Origin of the sequence: Paenirhizobium daejeonense, assembly GCF_014280875.1 — a bacterium.
In the GTDB taxonomy this organism is placed as follows: Bacteria; Pseudomonadota; Alphaproteobacteria; order Rhizobiales; family Rhizobiaceae; genus Allorhizobium; species Allorhizobium daejeonense.
The window spans coordinates 179,708-196,871 of record NZ_JACLAL010000006.1 but is presented as its reverse complement, the minus strand read 5'-3'; the positions used below and the strand labels follow the sequence as shown (position 1 = coordinate 196,871).

At 62.1% G+C, this 17,164-nt stretch carries 16 protein-coding genes and 1 riboswitch; of the genes, 8 read left to right on the top strand and 8 right to left on the bottom strand.

Translation table 11 applies throughout. The features are described 5' to 3' along the window. Positions 1–18: 18 nt before the first annotated feature. Together H4I99_RS16125 and H4I99_RS16120 are read right to left on the bottom strand one after the other, a co-directional pair. Positions 19–225 carry a DUF1737 domain-containing protein gene (locus H4I99_RS16125; protein WP_163902216.1) on the bottom strand — a complete coding sequence of 69 codons (207 nt, stop codon included), beginning with the start codon at positions 223–225 and terminating at the stop codon, positions 19–21. Then, complete coding sequence (locus H4I99_RS16120) at positions 222–1,133, bottom strand: HpcH/HpaI aldolase/citrate lyase family protein (RefSeq protein ID WP_163902218.1); 912 nt, start codon at positions 1,131–1,133, stop codon at positions 222–224. The genes H4I99_RS16125 and H4I99_RS16120 overlap by 4 nt, the downstream gene beginning before the upstream one ends. 110 nt (positions 1,134–1,243) lie before the next feature. Between H4I99_RS16120 and H4I99_RS16115 the strand changes: the two genes are divergently transcribed. The 5 genes from H4I99_RS16115 (at position 1,244) to H4I99_RS16095 (ending at position 5,679) form a co-directional block, all read left to right on the top strand. Then, complete coding sequence (locus H4I99_RS16115) at positions 1,244–1,483, top strand: hypothetical protein (protein WP_164490819.1); 240 nt, start codon at positions 1,244–1,246, stop codon at positions 1,481–1,483. A 155-nt stretch (positions 1,484–1,638) separates the two neighbouring features. Next, on the top strand, positions 1,639–2,244 hold the full coding sequence (gene leuD, locus H4I99_RS16110) for a 3-isopropylmalate dehydratase small subunit (protein WP_163902222.1): 606 nt from the start codon (positions 1,639–1,641) through the stop codon (positions 2,242–2,244). A gap of 162 nt (positions 2,245–2,406) precedes the next feature. Then, positions 2,407–3,525 carry a 3-isopropylmalate dehydrogenase gene (gene leuB, locus H4I99_RS16105; RefSeq protein ID WP_163902224.1) on the top strand — a complete coding sequence of 373 codons (1,119 nt, stop codon included), beginning with the start codon at positions 2,407–2,409 and terminating at the stop codon, positions 3,523–3,525. Between the two features lie 214 nt (positions 3,526–3,739). After that, entirely contained in the window at positions 3,740–4,531 is a 792-nt protein-coding gene (gene lpxE, locus H4I99_RS16100) for a lipid A 1-phosphatase LpxE (protein WP_246225640.1), read from the top strand. A 275-nt stretch (positions 4,532–4,806) separates the two neighbouring features. After that, a complete protein-coding gene (locus H4I99_RS16095; RefSeq protein ID WP_163902226.1) occupies positions 4,807–5,679 on the top strand; it encodes an RNA polymerase factor sigma-32 in 873 nt (290 codons plus the stop codon). A 19-nt stretch (positions 5,680–5,698) separates the two neighbouring features. On the opposite strand, the gene H4I99_RS16090 is transcribed toward H4I99_RS16095, so the two are convergent. From H4I99_RS16090 to thiB, 4 genes are all read right to left on the bottom strand, one after another. Beyond that, on the bottom strand, positions 5,699–7,225 hold the full coding sequence (locus H4I99_RS16090) for a M48 family metalloprotease (protein ID WP_163902228.1): 1,527 nt from the start codon (positions 7,223–7,225) through the stop codon (positions 5,699–5,701). Between the two features lie 254 nt (positions 7,226–7,479). Beyond that, complete coding sequence (locus H4I99_RS16085) at positions 7,480–8,208, bottom strand: thiamine ABC transporter ATP-binding protein (RefSeq protein ID WP_163902230.1); 729 nt, start codon at positions 8,206–8,208, stop codon at positions 7,480–7,482. Then, entirely contained in the window at positions 8,198–9,877 is a 1,680-nt protein-coding gene (thiP, locus tag H4I99_RS16080) for a thiamine/thiamine pyrophosphate ABC transporter permease ThiP (protein WP_425503189.1), read from the bottom strand. Before thiP ends, H4I99_RS16085 begins: the two co-directional genes overlap by 11 nt. Next, positions 9,850–10,878 carry a thiamine ABC transporter substrate binding subunit gene (gene thiB, locus H4I99_RS16075; protein ID WP_163902231.1) on the bottom strand — a complete coding sequence of 343 codons (1,029 nt, stop codon included), beginning with the start codon at positions 10,876–10,878 and terminating at the stop codon, positions 9,850–9,852. The genes thiP and thiB overlap by 28 nt, the downstream gene beginning before the upstream one ends. A gap of 41 nt (positions 10,879–10,919) precedes the next feature. Next, positions 10,920–11,034: riboswitch (TPP riboswitch) on the bottom strand. A 198-nt stretch (positions 11,035–11,232) separates the two neighbouring features. On the opposite strand from thiB, the gene H4I99_RS16070 reads away from it, so the two are divergent. Next, positions 11,233–13,038 (top strand): ABC transporter ATP-binding protein/permease, encoded by a 1,806-nt coding sequence (locus H4I99_RS16070; protein ID WP_163902233.1) that lies wholly within the window; start codon positions 11,233–11,235, stop codon positions 13,036–13,038. A 137-nt stretch (positions 13,039–13,175) separates the two neighbouring features. Here the strand turns inward: H4I99_RS16070 and H4I99_RS16065 are convergent, their stop codons facing one another. Beyond that, positions 13,176–15,008, bottom strand: coding sequence for an ABC-F family ATP-binding cassette domain-containing protein (locus tag H4I99_RS16065; RefSeq protein ID WP_163902235.1), 1,833 nt, complete (start codon positions 15,006–15,008; stop codon positions 13,176–13,178). A gap of 4 nt (positions 15,009–15,012) precedes the next feature. Beyond that, complete coding sequence (locus H4I99_RS16060; RefSeq protein WP_163902237.1) at positions 15,013–15,663, bottom strand: thiamine diphosphokinase; 651 nt, start codon at positions 15,661–15,663, stop codon at positions 15,013–15,015. A 155-nt stretch (positions 15,664–15,818) separates the two neighbouring features. On the opposite strand from H4I99_RS16060, the gene H4I99_RS16055 reads away from it, so the two are divergent. Together H4I99_RS16055 and H4I99_RS16050 are read left to right on the top strand one after the other, a co-directional pair. Beyond that, entirely contained in the window at positions 15,819–16,661 is an 843-nt protein-coding gene (locus H4I99_RS16055) for an AAA family ATPase (protein ID WP_163902239.1), read from the top strand. Further along, positions 16,658–17,155, top strand: a complete 498-nt coding sequence (locus H4I99_RS16050) for an NUDIX hydrolase (RefSeq protein ID WP_244625123.1) — start codon at positions 16,658–16,660, stop codon at positions 17,153–17,155. Before H4I99_RS16055 ends, H4I99_RS16050 begins: the two co-directional genes overlap by 4 nt. The last annotated feature ends 9 nt before the right edge of the window (positions 17,156–17,164 follow it).

Sequence of the window (17,164 nt, the reverse complement as noted above, 5' to 3'; positions counted from 1 at the left end):
GGCGGACCCTTAGCCGGCTTATTGCTCGCCGAGCTTCATGGCGGGATCGTAGTCCTTGCCATGCACGGTCTTCACCACGGCCTGGCCGCAATGCATCTGGTTGGTCGCAGCGTTGAACGAAAGGCTCGGCGGGCCGTGCAGTTCCCAGCCCTTGTTGAGCGCGTCGGTGACCCGGTGACAGAAGGATGCGTCGTCCGGACCGGTGAGGAAACGATAGACTTTCACGATAGCTTGCCTTCTCTCTGTTCGATGATCGCGATCTTCGCGAGCAGTTTTTCGGCCTCGTCGAGATGCAGCCGCTCGATCATGCGGCCGTCGACATTGATGACGTTGAGCGCTGCCGTAGCGGGATCGGCAAAGGCGGAAACGATCATCCGCGCCTCGGCGACAGCCTCCGGCGAAAAGCCGAAATGCCGGTTGGCGCCCTCGATCTGCGCCGGATGAATCAGCATCTTGCCGTCGAATCCCATGGAACGGCCCTGCAGACACTCGCGGCCAAAGGCCTCCAGATCGCGAAAATCGTTCGAAACGCTGTCGATCGCATCGAGCCCATAGGCCCGCGCCGCAAGGATCACCTGCATCAGGAAGGGCACGAGATAGGTTCGCCCCGACTCCGGGACTACCCCGGTCGCCTTCCTCAAGTCATTGAGACCGACGACGAAACTGTCGAGCCGTCCGCCGGCGGTGCGGCCGGAGGCAGCAATCTGGGCGGCGTTGAGAACACCGAGCGGCGTCTCGATCATCGCCCATATCCTGAGACTTTCTGACGCATCCGCTTCCGCGAGCAGATCCGCGACGACACGAACGACGTCGGGTCCATCGACCTTGGGAAGCAGGACGGCGTCGGGCCGGCATTCGATCACTGCCGCCATGTCGTCGGCGAAATAATCGCTGCCGATTTCGTTCACCCGGATCACGGCTTCGCGGCCCACAAGCGGCGTTTCGGCAAAGAAACGGCGCAGATTTTCCCGCGCTTCGGCTTTTTTATCCGGAAAGACCGAATCCTCCAGATCGAAGATGACGGCGTCGCAGGCAAGGCCGTGGGTCTTTTCAAGCGCGCGGACGTTGATTGCCGGCACGCTCAGAACGGAACGGCGCAATCTCGAAGGGTGATCGTCGGCAAAGGAAACCATGCCAGCGTTCTGCCAATCTTTGCCCGCCGGTGCAAGCCGACTTTTGGCCGACAGCCCTTGCATTCAGGGCGAAGAAGGACCACCTTGATGGGCGAGAAAGGATTTCGAACATGCAGAATCTTCGTTCCGTCGCTCTGGGTCTTGCCGGCATCGTCGTCATCGCCGCAGCCGCCGCCTTCGCCGTCTCCCTGACGCTGATCGCCGGTGCTGTCCTGACGCTTTCGCTCGGCTATCGCATGCTGACCGCACGGACCAAGGCCGCCCCGATCTACGCCAAGACAAACCGCAAATCCGGCGAGCGCGAAATGCGCGTCTGGAACGACGGTCGCGGTACGATCATCGACCTCTGAGGCGTGCGCCGCGTTGGAACGGTGAAAGTTAGCGGCAAAAACTGGCGCCGCGGGCTACAGGCGTACCCGTTCGGGCAATAAAGACCTTCAAATCCGCACATTTTTGCTCTAAGTGCAGCGGAAATTCCTGAATTGCATTCAGAAGGCGGAGTCTGATGGAAAAGTTCGAAAAGCTCACCGGCGTTGCCGCGCCGCTTCCGGTCGTCAATATCGACACGGACATGATCATCCCGAAGGACTATCTGAAGACCATCAAGCGGACCGGTCTCGGAAAGGGCCTATTCGCCGAAGCGCGCTATAAGGAAGACGGCTCGGTCAACGAGGATTTTGTCCTCAACAAGCCCGCCTACCAGAATGCCAAAATCCTGGTCGCCGGCGATAATTTCGGCTGCGGTTCCTCGCGCGAGCATGCGCCGTGGGCGCTCCTCGACTTCGGCATCCGCTGTGTGATCTCCACCAGCTTCGCCGACATCTTCTACAATAACTGTTTCAAGAACGGCATCCTGCCGATCGTCGTCAGCCAGAACGAACTGGACAAGCTGATGGACGACGCAAGCCGCGGCTCGAACGCCGTGCTGACGGTCGATCTGGAAGCTCAGGAAATCACCGGCCCGGATGGTGGCCGCATCAAGTTCGAGATCGACGCCTTCAAGCGCCACTGCCTGCTGAACGGCCTCGACGACATCGGCCTGACGCTCGAAAAGGCCGGCAGCATCGCTTCCTTCGAAAAAGCGAACGCCGTCAATCATCCCTGGGCCTGACGCCTCCGCACTTGCCCCAAAAACAACACCGGCGCGGCAACATGAGCCATCGCGCCGGAAACGGTTCCTCCCGCCGTACCGTTCTGCCGCTGAGCGTCCTTGAAACGCGGGGCTTTGCCCGATAGAAGGCGGCAACTCTTTCAAAGCCAGGGAGGCCTCCCCATGACACAGCGCAATCTCTTTCTTCTGCCCGGCGACGGCATCGGCCAGGAAACCATGGCCGAAGTGCGCAAGATCATCGATTACATGAATGCCGAGCAGAACGCCGGCTTCACCACCGACGAAGGCCTCGTCGGCGGCTCCGCCTACGACGCCCATGGCGTCGCGATCACCGACGCCGACATGGAGAAGGCGCTTGCCGCGGATGCGGTCCTGTTCGGCGCGGTCGGCGGTCCGAAGTGGGATGCCGTACCTTACGAAGTACGTCCGGAAGCCGGCCTGCTGCGCCTGCGCAAGGATCTCGAGCTTTTCGCCAACCTGCGCCCGGCAATCTGCTACCCGGCGCTGGCCGCCGCTTCCTCGCTGAAGCCGGAACTGGTCGAAGGCCTCGACATTCTGATCGTGCGCGAACTGACCGGCGGTGTCTATTTCGGCGAGCCGAAGACCATCACCGATCTCGGCAACGGCCAGAAGCGTGCCATCGACACCCAGGTCTATGACACCTACGAGATCGAGCGCATCGCCTCCGTCGCCTTCGAGCTGGCCCGCACCCGCAAGAACGCCGTATGCTCGATGGAAAAGCGCAACGTCATGAAATCCGGCGTGCTCTGGAACCAGGTGGTCACCGAGACCCACAAGGCCAAGTATCCGGACGTGAAGCTCGAACACATGCTGGCCGACGCCGGCGGCATGCAGCTCGTACGCGCGCCGAAGCAGTTCGACGTCATCGTCACCGACAACCTGTTCGGCGACATGCTCTCCGACGTCGCGGCCATGCTCACCGGTTCGCTCGGCATGCTGCCGTCTGCATCGCTCGGTGCACCGGATGCCAAGACCGGCAAGCGCAAGGCCATGTACGAGCCCGTACACGGCTCGGCGCCCGATATCGCCGGCCAGGGCATCGCCAACCCGATCGCCATGATCGCCTCCTTCGCCATGTGCCTGCGTTACTCCTTCAACATGGTCAAGGAAGCGGACAACCTCGAAAAGGCGATCGCCAACGTGCTCGACAAGGGCATCCGCACCGGCGATATCATGGCTGAAGGCGCAACCCGCGTCGGCACCACGCAGATGGGCGACGCGATCCTCGCCGAGTTCAAGGCGCTTTCTGCTGCCGCATAATTTCCAAAGCAGGAATGGGCACGGGGGATTCCTGCGGTCATTCCAGGCGCTGCCATTCCCATCACGCGCGTTAAAAAGCGTGTGACAATCCCAGCGCCCCTTGCAATTCGCAGCCGTGACAACCATTTTGCCGCGGCTGCCGTCATCCTGGGCACTTGCGCACAACGCTTTCATCACCCAGCCATGGCGAAATAAGAATAAGTGGAAGGCACGCGTGAACGGCATCGAAAAAACCTGGGCCTGGCTCAAAAAACGACGCGACGCAAACCGCCATCCTCCGGCACCACACTACTGGCAGATCTTCGCCATCGTCGCCGCCAATCTGGTGGTTCTTTCCTTCCTGATCTTCGATACGGCCGTCGGTGAAACTCGGCCAGCCGGCCCGTTTGCCCGGTCAATCGGTGAACTCATCACCGATTTCGGCAGTTCAGGCTGGATCCTCATCGTATCAGCCATCCTGTTCTTCGAGGGGCTCTCCTCATTCCGCCTGTCGAGAAGCGTGAAGCGTCGCTTCCGCGCTCTTTATGCGGCGCAGATAGGTGCCTATTTTTTCCTGGCGGTTGCCCTGTCTGGCCTTTCGGCAAACGTGCTGAAACGGGTGATAGGCCGCGCACGGCCGAGCCAGTTCGACGAATGGGGAGCCTTCGGCATTTCCCCCTTTAGCGGCTCCAAGTTCGAAAGCTTCCCCTCCGGTCACTCGACCACTGTCGGCGCCATCTTCATGGTGCTGATCCTGCTTCTGCCCCGCTATCGGCTTGCCTTCGTCCTGCTGGCGCTCTGGATGGGTTTCAGCCGCGTCATGGTCTCCGCGCATTATCCAAGCGACGTGATCGCGGGTCTTTCCTACGGTGCATGGTTCTCACTGCTGCTCGCCAATATCTTCGCTCGTTACCGACTGGTTTTCATGCCGGACGCGAAGGGCTGGCCTATCCCGCGGCTGTCGCTCATTCCGCTACGGCAGTTGCCCCCGGACCCCTTGGGCAAAACATCCGGCACGGACAAGTGACTGTCGCGGTCACCGTCCCGACATCCCGATGTCCGGAAATTCCGATGCCCGACAATTCGGTTGAATGAGAAAACCGCTGCCGGAATCGCATTTCGAGAGATTCCGACAAAACCGCGCGCCGTTCTCATGCGTAGAATGCGATGACGACTGAGTGATCCGCCCGGCGATACGCTGAAAAAGCCCTGTCCGTCATGGAACCGGAGCCTCCCTCGTCCGTTGACGCATCGTTCCGGCGGGATGGTCCCGCAACGGGTTTGCGTTCCATGGAGACGACGATGAAAGCCATGTCCGCCGACAGACACATCATCCGATTTGCTATGGCCCAGCCTTATCTCGGTCGGGAGGAAGAGCTGGATCTCGCGATCCGCTGGAAGGACGGTAACGACCAGAACGCGCGAAACCGCATAGCCCAGGCCCATATGCGCCTCGTGATTGCTATGGCCTCCAAGTTTCGTGGCTTCGGATTGCCGTTGAACGACATGATCCAGGAGGGCTATATCGGTCTTCTGGAAGCCGCCGCCCGTTTCGATCCCACTCGCGAGGTCCGCTTCTCCACCTATGCCGGCTGGTGGATCCGCGCCTCCATGCAGGATTACATCCTGCGCAACTGGTCGATTGTCCGTGGCGGCACCAGTTCCTCCCAGAAAGCGCTGTTCTTCAACCTGCGTCGACTGCGCGCGAAGCTCGCCCGTGGCGACAATCGCCTGAGCGAGCAGGCGATTCATCAGGAAATCGCTTCCGCACTCGGCGTCAGCCTCGCCGACGTCCAGTCCATGGATGCGCGTCTCTCGAGCAATGACACCTCCCTTCAGACACCCGTCGCCGGCCGGCATGGTGAAGGCACCGAGCAGCTGGACATGCTGGAAAGCGATGAGTTGCCACCGGACGAACAGGTAAGCGGCATCATCGATGGCGAGCGCTGGAGCGCATGGCTGCACAACGCCATGACCGGCCTCAACGAACGGGAAAGCCGTATCATCAAGGCCCGCCGGCTGACCGAGGAGACCGTGACGCTGGAGGAACTAGGCGTCGAACTCGGCATTTCCAAGGAGCGCGTACGCCAGATCGAGACGCGCGCCATGGAGAAGCTCAAGGCAGCACTTACGGAAGTCGCTCCGAAAGCCGGCAAGTCGCTCGAAATGGCGTAAAAACTAACGGGACAAAGCCTTACTCGGAAATGATCTTGACCCGGCTTCCCGGCTGCAGCGTCGAGGTCGGTGTCAGCGCGTTGATCAGCCGGAAGAGTTCCAGCTTGCGCTCCGTTCCCATCATCCGGGCAGAAAGCGAACCGATCGTATCCCCCGATCCGACGGTGATCACGCGAACACGCAACGGCTTCAGCGATGCCGCTTCCTGCGGAGTGATCCGTCGGAAGCTGGAACGCAGCTTCTCGGCCGTCGGGTCGAGCATTGAGCTACCCTTCGGCACGGCCGTCAGGAAGCGGAAGATCTGCGGCCCGATGCGGATCACGGTGATGTCGAAATCCCAGCGATCGGCCGAAGCGCGCGCAGTCGCCGCCTCAAGCCCGTTGACGGTAATCGGCTTGATCGTCTCGGGCAGAAGCCCGGTCACCCAGCCGCTCGAAATGTAGTTTTCAAGACTGCGCTTCTGGTTGTCGGCCACGCCGTCGAAGCGGATCGCAACGTCGCCCGGGCCGGTCGCCAGAACCGCTTCCACCTTGTTGTCGATCTGGAAGCCTTCCGGCACGTCGAAACGAATGCCGAGGTTTCCGTGCAGGAAGGTCTGGCCGCGGACATAGCCTTCCTGAGGACTGTCTCCATAGAGCAACCCGTTGATGCCGTTCAGGTAATAGTCCCGACCGGTCTCGCCATGCGTGCCTTCCGGCCCGAAGGCACGCGCATGTCGGCGGGCAAGTTCGACACGCTGTGGCGCGTTCGGATGGCTCGACAGGAAGTCGAGGCTCTGATCGGTATCCGGATCGACGGAGGTAAAATGGCTGTAGGCCGCCATGGAATCGAGGAACCGGGCCGCGGCATAGGGATCGTAGCCGGCCTCACCGAGCGTGCGCACACCGATCACGTCGGCCTGCAGTTCCTGCTGGCGGGAAAAGGCCGCGAGCCTCAGCTTGCCGCGCGCCAGCGCCTGCTTGCCGGCGATGTCGCTCGACAGCACTTCCGCGACCACGCGGCTTGCAATCACCTCGGCCTCTTCGCGGCGCTGCCGCTCAATACCGTGGTTTGCGGTCACGTGCGCCATCTCGTGCGACAGCACGGCTGCGACTTCCGAAGCGTCGTTGGCCAGCGCCAGCAGTCCGCGCGTCACATAGAGATAGCCACCAGGAAGCGCGAAGGCATTGATCGCCGGAGAGTTGAGAATGGTGATGCGGTAAGACTGCGCCGGGTTTTCCGACACCGCCGTCAAGGCGCCGGCAATGCGCGCAACCAGCTTCTCAGTCTTCTCGTCGTGATATTCGCCGCCATAGCTTGCGACGATGCGCGGATGCTCGCGCGCACCCATCTGGGCGCGCGGATCGTTCTTCTGCACTTCGTCGACGATCTGTGGATTGCTGGACGGGCTGACCGTCGGCACATAGGCTTGCTCGAAGATCGACTGACAGGAGGTCAGCATGAGTGCGGCCGCGAACGTTGCGACGAGGCCTCGCCGCAAGCCGGTCGACCGGTGCAGCCGAACGCGAGCGCCCGGCGCTGTGCTCTTATCGGCGACTACTTGCATCCTGCCCCACTACCACCCTGCCTGCGATCCGGAACCCAGTACGGTCCGGGGACTTGCCGTTGCAACCTGCGAGAATCGTTCCTTCGGCACCAACCATTTAACATCATTCATCGAATATGGATAAATTTGCATAATGGAAAAGATGCGCAGGTGGGCGCGAAAAGAGTAGGACGAGAAAAGAAAACCACCCATTCCTTAAGCGCATGCCACCGGTGAGCGTCCAAATTAAGGCGAACCGGTCGAGAATGGCACACTCAGCCGCCGGAATGGCCGAGGAACCGCCCGATGACCTCGATATCGACCCTTTCGGTGAACTCTGCGTGTGGCCCGTCGAAGACAATTCCACCACGGTCCAGGAACAGGACGTCTCCGGCCAGCCGGGCGACTTCGTCCGGATCATGGCTGACGATGACGATCGTCGCGCCCGTTTCCCTATGCAGGTCGATGAGCAGATCCGCCATGGACGCCCGAAGGCCCGGATCGAGCGCCGCAAACGGTTCGTCGAGCAGCATCACAGGCTTTCGCCGCACCAGCGCCCTTGCGAATGCCGCCCTCTGGCGCTCCCCGCCCGAAAGCGTGGCGGGCTTGCGCTTTTCATAGCCCGCAAGCCCGACGCGGGAAAGGGCGGTCGAGACCGCTTCCCGGTCCGCCGCGGAAAGCCGGAGCGCGGGGTTAATCCCAAGCCCGACATTGGTGAAGACATCGAGATGGGCAAAGAGATTGTTGTCCTGAAAGACCAGCGAAACCGGCCGCTTGCCGGGCGCAAACCCGCCCACATCCTCGCCCGCGATCAGCACCCGGCCACTGTCAGGCCGCTCGAAACCGGCGATCAGGTTCAGGAGTGTCGACTTGCCCGAGCCCGAGGGGCCGGCAATGGCGGTGATACGCCCGGCGCCGATGCGACAGTCGAAATCGAATCCGGCGTCACCGAGACGCAGCTTCACGCCGTCCAGCACGATGTCACCAGTCGCATTACCGGACATCTGCACCACCTTCTCTCGATGCGGTTCCCCGCGTTCCGGCCAGCGCCAGCATCAGGCAGACGAGACCGAGCAGGAAGGCGAAGCCATCGGCATCATCGCTGCGATAGCTACCCATCCGGCTATAGATCAGATAGGGCAGCGTCGTCAGGTTTTCCGAACCGAACAGCGCGACGGCGCCGAGATCGCCGAGCGACAAGGCCATGGCGAAGGAAAACGCGGTCAGCACCGGCCGGCGCAGGACCGGCCAGTCGACGAACCGCAGATGTGAAAGACCCGACATGCCGAGACTTGCGGCAAGCCGCGCCGTCCTGGCCCGATGCTCGGCAAAGGCCGGCGCCAGCACCCGCATGGTGAAGGGGAGCGACATCAGCGCATTGATGCACACCACGATGGCGGGCGCGAAAACGGACGTATTGCCATAGGCCCTGAGCACCATGAACCATCCGGTCGCCAGCACCGTCGTCGGCACCAGCAGCACCAGCGAAGACGAGGCAGCAAGCAGCCCGGAAAACAATCGCGCCGGTGGCGATGGATGCCTCTCGGCAGACAGGGCCGCCCGCGCCTCGATGATCGCAATGCAGATTGCGACGGAAACGACCGCAGCCGTTGCGGCGATGCCGAGACTGGTCAGCGCCGCGTCCTGAAAGGCCCTCTCGCCGGCAAGCTTGAAAAGATTCGCCTTGAGGCCCGCCACGGCCACCTGTGCGAGCGGCAGGCCGAGAAACAGCGCGGCAACAAGGATCGCCACCCCATCCGTCATCCGGACAAGGTGTGAATGTCCGTCGAAGCGCCTGACAGCAGCGCCTGCCGTCGAGCCGGGATCGGACGGCGTTCCGGCAAGCGACAGCAGGCCGAGAATGACGCCGGTCACCGCGATCTGCAGCATCGCCAGCGATATCGCGCGGGGCGGGTCGAAATCGAGCCGCAGCGCCTGATAGATCGCCACCTCGATCGTGCTTGCCGCCGGTCCCCCACCGAGCACCAGCACAAGCGTGAAGCTGGTGGCGCAGAGCATGAAGATCAGCCCGGCGATCCCCGGCAGGATGCGCCGGATGATGGGCCATTCGATGAAGCGGAAATTGGAAATCGGCCCCATGCCGAGACTGGCGCTGCTGCGCCAGTATTCCGCCGGAATACGCTCGAGACCCGCGAGAATGAGCCGTGTCGCAAGCGGCATGTTGAAGAAGACATGGGCGACAAGGATGCCGCCAAGCCCGTAGATGCTGAAACGCTGACCCGCGCCGAGCATCACCAGCAGATCGTTGACGAGGCCCTGCCGCCCCCAGATGCCGAGGAGGCCAAGCGCTCCGATCAGCACCGGCAGGCCCATCGGCACCGCCATCAGCCGAACCAGCCAGACGCGGCCGGGAAATCGCGGCTGCCGCGCCAGCGCTCGCGCCACCGGTATGGCGAAGGCCACCGAAAACAGCGTCGACAGCGCCGCCTGCATCAGCGTGAAGCGCAGAACCGTTGCGACCACCGGATCGGAGGCTACGGAAAGCAGCGCGCCTTCCCCGCCGAATTGAAAAAGCGAGACGACAGCGATGCCGATGAAGGCCGCAATCGCCGAAAACGCGACGAGGCCGCCGGAAAGCGCCGGCAGCCTCTCGCGAAGATCCATGGAATGAAAGCCCGCCACGCTCACTTCAGCGTCATGGCGGCGAGCCATTCATCGATCCACGCCTTACGATTGGCGGCGACCTCTTCCGGGCTCATCAGGAAGGTGTTCTTCGGCGAAACGAGCTTGCCGAAGGCTTCCGGCAGCGGCTCGGAAGTCGGAGCGACAGGCATCATCCAGTTATTCGTCGGAATGGTATCCTGGAAGCCGGGGCTAACCATGAACTGCAGGAATTCCTTCGCCAGTTCCTTCTGCGGCGCCTTCTTGAGCAGGCCGGCAACCTCGATCTGGATGTAATGGCCCTCGGAGAATTCCGCCGCCTGATAGCGATCGGTGTTCTCCGCCACCATGTGATAGGCCGGCGACGTGGTGTAGGACAGCACCATCGGCGCCTCGCCCTTGGTGAACAGGCCATAGGCCTCCGACCAGCCGGGGGTGACAGTCAGGACGCGACCCTTGAGCTTGGCCCACGCGTCTGCGGCCTTGTCGCCATAGACCGACTTCACCCAGAGCAGCAGGCCGAGACCGGGCGTCGAGGTGCGCGGGTCCTCGATCACGATCTTCTCGTCGGGATTGCCTTCCACCAGTTCCTTCAGGCTCTTCGGCGGGTTCTTCAGCGCCTCGGTGTCGTAGACCACGGCGAAATGGCCATAGTCATAGGGAACGAAGCTGTCGTCGGAAAAGCCACCGGGAACGGAAACCTTGGAAACATCGACGCCGTGGGTGTCGAACAGGCCGGTCTGCTTCGCCTCAGTAACGAGGTTGGTGTCGAGACCGAGCACCACGTCGGCCTTGGTCGCTTCCCCTTCGAGCTTGAGGCGGGTCAGCAGCGCCACGCCATCGGCGACGCCGACGAAATCGACGGTGCAGCCGCAGGTCTTCTCGAAGGCTTCCTTGACCTTCGGCCCCGGACCCCATTCGGAAATGAAGCTTTCATAGGTGTAGACCGTCAGGGTTTTGTCCGCAGCCACTGCGGAGAGCGCAGGCAGCAACGAGAAAATCGCCGCTGCGGCAAGCCCGCGGCGGAAAAACGAAAGAGATGTGGTCGGCATATTGCCCCTCCATAAAAGTAGGATTTCGGGATAGGGCGTTTTTATCTCACGCGTCTAATCCCTCCGCCGGTGTTAACCGGATCAGGTTCCGCGGGTTGGCTATTCGCCTCTCAGCCACGTGTCCGGGAAGGACATGAAGCACCCCGTTAGAGCAGGACGAGACATAGCGCGGCGCACCCCGGGAGGCAAGAGCCGCCGAAAACACCTCAAAAAGTACAGATGCGGCACTTCCTCAACGCTTTTCCAACCTATTTCTGCCATTCTCTCGAAGGATGGCTGGTTTGTGCACGGCAACGGATGCATACGGCCTTTTTGATGGTATAAGAAAAAGCCGACACGGCGAGACAGTGGTATATGGTCAGTTCGGAACCGGAAAAGGCTGCAAGCGAGCGCCCCGCGGCCGCTACCGTTGAGCTTAGCTTTTCGCGGCAGTTGCGAATTGCCGCCGATTCCTTCTGGGCATCCTCGGTGCGCAACCGAGTCTTCGGCGTCGCCACCGCCCTGCTTGCCGTCATCCTCCTGACCACCTACGGCCAGGTCCTGATCAACCGCTGGAACGTTCCCTTCTACAATTCGCTTGAAAGGCGCGACATCGACGCCTTCGTCCGGGAACTCGGCAATTTCGGCCTGATCGCCGGCTTCCTGCTGCTGCTCAACGTCATTCAGACCTGGCTCAACCAGATGACCGCGCTCTACATGCGCGAAGGCCTGTCGCGCGATGTCGTCGACCAGTGGCTGAAGGATCGCCGCGCCTACCGGCTATCGATGTCGAGCCCGCTCGGCGTCAATCCGGACCAGCGGCTGCACGAGGATGCCCGCAAGCTTGCGGAAATGACCACATCGCTATCGATCGGCCTTGTTCAGGCAACGATCCTGCTGGTCAGCTTCATCGGCGTTCTCTGGCAGATGTCGAGCGGCTTTGTCTTTCATATCGGCGATTACAGCTTCTCCATTCCCGGCTACATGGTCTGGGGCGCGCTGATCTACGCCGCCGCCGCCTCGCTGCTCAGCAAGGTGGTTGGCTGGCGTCTCACCCGACTCAATGCCGAGCGCTATGCGCGTGAAGCCGACCTGCGCTTCTCGCTGATGCGCGCCAACGAAAATCTGGAAGCCATCGCGCTTGCCGGCGGCGAGGAAACCGAGCGCCGCCACATTCACGAGGCGATCGATTCCGTGCTCGCCGTCATCCGCCAACTCGCCATGGCGCTGACCAATCTGACTTGGGTAACTGCTGGCTTCGGCTGGCTCGCCATGATCGTGCCGATCCTGATCGCGTCTCCCGCCTATTTCGCGGGAACCATGACCTTCGGCGAGCTGATGGCCGCCGCTGCCGCCTTCAACCAAGTCTATTCCGCCCTGCGCTGGTATGTCGACAACTACGGCGCCATCGCCGACTGGCAGGCCGCCCTTCTCCGGGTGACTGTCTTCCGCGCAGCCTTGACGGGAATCGATGACATCAAGCCGAAAGGCGGCGGCATCGCACTGGAAGTCGGCCCGCCCGGCAAGCTTAGTTTCGAGGATCTGGCGATCTGCCCGCAGGTCGATGGTGAAGTCAGCCGTACCGGCTTCCGGATCAGGGAACAGAACCCTGAGATCACCGCCGGCGAGCGCATCATGGTCAATGGCGACCAGGGCGTGAACCGCCGGCTGCTGTTCAACGCGATTGCCGGGCTGTGGCCCTACGGCCGAGGCACGATCCGTCTGCCGCGGGAAGACAATATCCTGTTCGTGCCGCAACTCGAATATCTGCCGGAAGGCAAATTGAAGAGCGTACTGGCCTATCCGCTGGCCTCCGCCGGCATACCGGAAGAGGCGATGGTCGCCGCCCTGAAGCGGGTCGGGCTGGAACACCTTGCCGAGAAGCTGGACGATCGCGCCCGCTGGGACCGTGTGCTGGACAAGGACGAACAGATGGCGTTGGCCTTTGCCGGCCTTCTCCTGCGCAAGCCCCGCTGGATCGTCTTCAACGATGTTCTGGAAGGCCTGGAGCACGACACGGTCGCGACCCTGTCGAGCGTCATGGCAGAATTCACCGATGCGACGCTGATCTATATCGGCCGCTCCGGCGCCTTCTACGACGCCACCTCCCCGCGTCTTCTGCATCTGGAACGGCTCAACCCGGAACCGCCCCGTCCGCGGGAAACGACGGAGGCCGCCTGAGGCAGGCAAAGCTGCACGCCTTTGGGCTTCAAAGCAATTCCAGCAAAAGTGTGAAGCGGTTTTGCGTCTGGAATTGCATCAAAACAAAGGGATAGAGCATTCAAGGCGATCTGTTTTCGCCGGAAATGCTCTGACCCTCAGCCCTCCAGCTCCTCGCGCAGCATCTCCAGTTCCAGCCATTCCTCTTCCATGCGGGTGAGATCGGCGCGCAACTTTTCCATTTCGGCGGCGAGCTTGTTGAAGGTCGCAGGGTCCTTGGTGAAGAGCTTCGGATCGGCCATCTTCGCCTCGCGGGCAGCGATTTCCTTCTCCGTCTTCTCCATCTCCTTCGGCAGGTTTTCGAGCGCGAATTTCTGCTTGTAGGAGAGCTTGCCCTTGCCCTTGGACCCCTGATCCGAGGCAGACTTGTCCGCGCTGCCGGAAGCCTTCGCCTTTTCCGCTTTCTCCACCCGCTTGCGCTCTTCTTCCGCCCCCTTACGCTGGGCGAGCATGTCGGAATAACCACCGGCATATTCGATCCAGCGGCCATCCGGATTTTCCGGATCGACAGGCGCGATGGTGGACGTCACCGTCCGGTCGAGAAAGTCGCGGTCGTGGCTGACGAGGATGACGGTTCCCGAATATCCCGCGACGATCTCCTGCAGAAGATCGAGCGTCTCGATGTCGAGATCGTTGGTCGGCTCGTCGAGGATCAGCAGGTTCGAGGATTTCGCCATGATCCGGGCCAGCATCAGCCGGGCGCGCTCGCCGCCGGAGAGATTGCGGATCGGCGTGCGGGCCTGTTCGGGCTGAAACAGGAAGTCCTTCATGTAGCCGGTCACATGCTTCTGCTCGCCATTGACCAGCAGGTTTTCGCCGCGCCCGTCCGTCAGGTAATGAGCGAGCGTCTCGTCGGGGTTCAACCCTTCGCGCTTCTGGTCCAGAACCGCGATTTCGAGATTGGTGCCGAGCTTCACCGTGCCGCTGTCGGGGTCGAGCTGACCGGTCAGCATTTTGAGAAGCGTCGTCTTGCCGGCCCCGTTCGGGCCGATCAGGCCGATGCAGTCGCCGCGATGCACCCGGATGGAAAACGGCGCGACGATGGTGCGCTCGCCATAGGCCTTGGTGATCTTGTCCGCCTCGATCACCAGCTTGCCGCTTTCCCGGCCCTCGGTGGCGCTGGCCTGGATGGTGCCCTGCGGCCCCTTGTGACCGCGATATTCGGCGCGGAGATTCTGCAGATTGCCGAGCCGGCGCATATTGCGCTTGCGCCGCGCGGTCACGCCATAGCGCAGCCAGTGTTCCTCACGCTCGATAGCCTTGCCGAGCTTGTGCTGCTCGATTTCCTCTTCCTCGAGCACCTTATCGCGCCATTCCTCGAAATGGCCGAAACCCCGATTGAGCCGGCGCGAAAGACCGCGGTCGAGCCAGACGGTCGCGGTGGAAACCTTCTCAAGGAAGCGACGGTCGTGGCTGATCAGCACCAGCGCGCTGCGGGTCTTCTGCAACTCGCTTTCCAGCCATTCGATGGTCGGAAGGTCGAGATGGTTGGTCGGCTCGTCGAGCATCAGGATATCGGGTTCGGGCGCAAGCACCCGCGCCAGCGCCGCCCGGCGCGCCTCGCCGCCGGAAAGGCTGTTCGGATTCTCGTGGCCCGTCAGCCCCAGATGTTCGAGCAGATAGGTGACGCGATAGGGATCGTCGCCCGGTCCAAGTCCCGCCTCGGCATAGGCCTGCACCGTCGAGAAACCGGCGAAATCGGGGGCCTGTTCCAGATAGCGGATGGTCGCCGCCGGATGACGAAAGACCTCGCCCGACTGCGCTTCGACAATGCCCGCCGCGATCTTCATCAGCGTCGACTTGCCCGAACCGTTGCGGCCGACAAGGCAGATCCGGTCTCCCGGCTCCACCTGCAGACTGGCGCCGGCAAGCAGCGGCGTGCCGCCGAAGGAGAGGAAGATGTCATCGAGTTTCAGGATGGGAGGCGCCAAGGCTTCAGGCTCCGGTCATGTCATAGGGGCGGGCAAGCAGGATCGCGTCGCCGCTTTTCAGCGACAGCGCGATCGGACCTTCCGCCACATTGGAAACGGTGCGCGACGAACCGAACGGCAGTTGGAAATCGTCGAGCGGATAACGGGCATTGCGGATCGAAAGCCCTGTCAGTGGCGAAAATCCGAGAATGGAAAACAGCGAACCCTTCGGCAGGTCGATGACGCGCTCTCCGGGCAGCAGCGGATAGAACTCTTCCTCGCCGGATGTCAGGAGAATGTCGTGGCCTTGCCTGGCGAGGCTGATCGCCTGCAGCATGTGCATCAGTGCGTGATCGGACCGCTCGCCGCCGAGCGCGCCGGCAAGGATCAGGCTTTCGGCGCCGCGTGCGAGAGCCTCGCCGATGGCGATGGCCCCGTCGGTCTCGGCCTTCTGCGCCGGATAGGGCATTTTCGGCACATCGGGAAAATCCCGCGACAGGTCTTCCGGCGAGGAATCGAAATCGCCCACCCAGAGTTCGGGCTCAAGCCCGAGTGCCGCCGCATGGCGCATGCCGCCATCGGCTGCAATCACGCGGCTGCCGGCAATCGCCGCCTTCAGACGGTCGGTCGCAGTCAGTTGCCCGCCGAGCAGGATGGTGAAGCTGTTTTTCCTCATGGCTCTGCCCATAGCGCATCTTGCAGCGAAAGGGAAAGCGCTTCGGCAAACCGTCGTCAGGCTGCGTAAGGCGCGAGAAACGGCAACCAATGTCCACCTTGCACCGCACCTTCCCTCCCATTACTTTCCGGCCGACCAAAAACGGGAAGAAGACCATGCAATTCACCGGCACCGCCGACTACGTCGCCGACAAGGACCTGATGGTCGCCGTCAATGCGGCGATCGCGCTCGAGCGTCCGCTGCTCGTCAAGGGCGAACCCGGCACCGGCAAGACCGAGCTTGCCCGGCAGGTGGCGACGGCCCTTGGCCTCGACATGATCGAATGGAACATCAAGTCGACCACAAAGGCGCAGCAAGGCCTTTACGAATATGATGCCGTCTCGCGCCTGCGCGACAGCCAGCTCGGCGACGAGCGTGTCAACGACGTGAAGAACTACATCCGCAAGGGCAAGCTCTGGCAGGCCTTCGCCACGGATACCAAGACCGTGCTGCTGATCGACGAGATCGACAAGGCCGATATCGAGTTTCCGAACGACCTCTTGCAGGAACTCGACCGCATGGAGTTCCATGTCTACGAGACCGGGGAGACGGTGAAGGCCAGGGTCCGGCCAATCGTCATCATCACCTCGAACAACGAGAAGGAACTGCCGGACGCCTTCCTGCGCCGCTGCTTCTTCCACTATATCCGCTTCCCCGATGCAGATACGCTGGCGCGGATCGTCGAGGTCCACTATCCCGGCCTGAAGCAGAACCTGATCCGCGCGGCGCTGACCCAGTTCTACGAAATCCGCGAGACACCGGGCCTGCGCAAGAAGCCGTCGACCTCGGAAGCGCTCGACTGGATCCGTCTTCTGGTCGCCGAAGACGTCGATCCCGCCGACCTTCGCGTCGATCCGAAGCAGGCCCTGCCGAAGCTCCACGGCGCGCTCCTCAAGAACGAACAGGACGTCCATCTCTTCGAACGGCTCGCCTTCATGGCAAGGCGGGAGGGACGATGACGCGCGATGCGATGCCTGATGGGATGCCTGATGCATTCAAGGTCCTGATCTACGCGACATGGCGCGATCGCCTTCTCGTTTTCGATGAACCGGACTTTCCAGAAATCGCGCTTCAGGTTCCCGGCGGCACGGTGGAGCATATGGAAACCATCGAGCGCGCTGCATTGAGGGAATTCGTCGAAGAAACCGGGCTGGCGCCGAAGGCGCCGTTCCGGCTGATCGAGACATGCGACTACCGCTTCGAGCAGAAGGGATCGCTCATCACCCACCGGCGCTCCTATTTTCATGTAGCGCTGCCGGAAAAGCCGGCAGAAACCTGGGTCCATTGGGAAACCATGCCGTTCGGCGGCGGCGAGCCGATCCGTTTCCGCTTCTTCTGGCTCGAGCTGGACGAGGCCCATCAAAGGCTCGGCTACGGCATGGCGGATGCGCTCGCCCACCTCGTCGGAAGACCGGCCAAGCCCGTGCTGCACCGCGAAAACCTTTTCCGTTGATTCGCGCAG

Coding starts and splice junctions, on each gene's coding strand:
- H4I99_RS16120 (WP_163902218.1), bottom strand. CDS start 1,133: ATGGTTTCCTTTGCCGACGATCACCCTTCGAGATTGCGCCGTTCCGTT.
- H4I99_RS16115 (WP_164490819.1), top strand. CDS start 1,244: ATGCAGAATCTTCGTTCCGTCGCTCTGGGTCTTGCCGGCATCGTCGTC.
- leuD (WP_163902222.1), top strand. CDS start 1,639: ATGGAAAAGTTCGAAAAGCTCACCGGCGTTGCCGCGCCGCTTCCGGTC.
- leuB (WP_163902224.1), top strand. CDS start 2,407: ATGACACAGCGCAATCTCTTTCTTCTGCCCGGCGACGGCATCGGCCAG.
- H4I99_RS16095 (WP_163902226.1), top strand. CDS start 4,807: ATGAAAGCCATGTCCGCCGACAGACACATCATCCGATTTGCTATGGCC.
- H4I99_RS16090 (WP_163902228.1), bottom strand. CDS start 7,225: ATGCAAGTAGTCGCCGATAAGAGCACAGCGCCGGGCGCTCGCGTTCGG.
- H4I99_RS16085 (WP_163902230.1), bottom strand. CDS start 8,208: ATGTCCGGTAATGCGACTGGTGACATCGTGCTGGACGGCGTGAAGCTG.
- thiP (WP_425503189.1), bottom strand. CDS start 9,877: ATGGCTCGCCGCCATGACGCTGAAGTGAGCGTGGCGGGCTTTCATTCC.
- thiB (WP_163902231.1), bottom strand. CDS start 10,878: ATGCCGACCACATCTCTTTCGTTTTTCCGCCGCGGGCTTGCCGCAGCG.
- H4I99_RS16070 (WP_163902233.1), top strand. CDS start 11,233: ATGGTCAGTTCGGAACCGGAAAAGGCTGCAAGCGAGCGCCCCGCGGCC.
- H4I99_RS16060 (WP_163902237.1), bottom strand. CDS start 15,663: ATGAGGAAAAACAGCTTCACCATCCTGCTCGGCGGGCAACTGACTGCG.
- H4I99_RS16055 (WP_163902239.1), top strand. CDS start 15,819: ATGCAATTCACCGGCACCGCCGACTACGTCGCCGACAAGGACCTGATG.
- H4I99_RS16050 (WP_244625123.1), top strand. CDS start 16,658: ATGACGCGCGATGCGATGCCTGATGGGATGCCTGATGCATTCAAGGTC.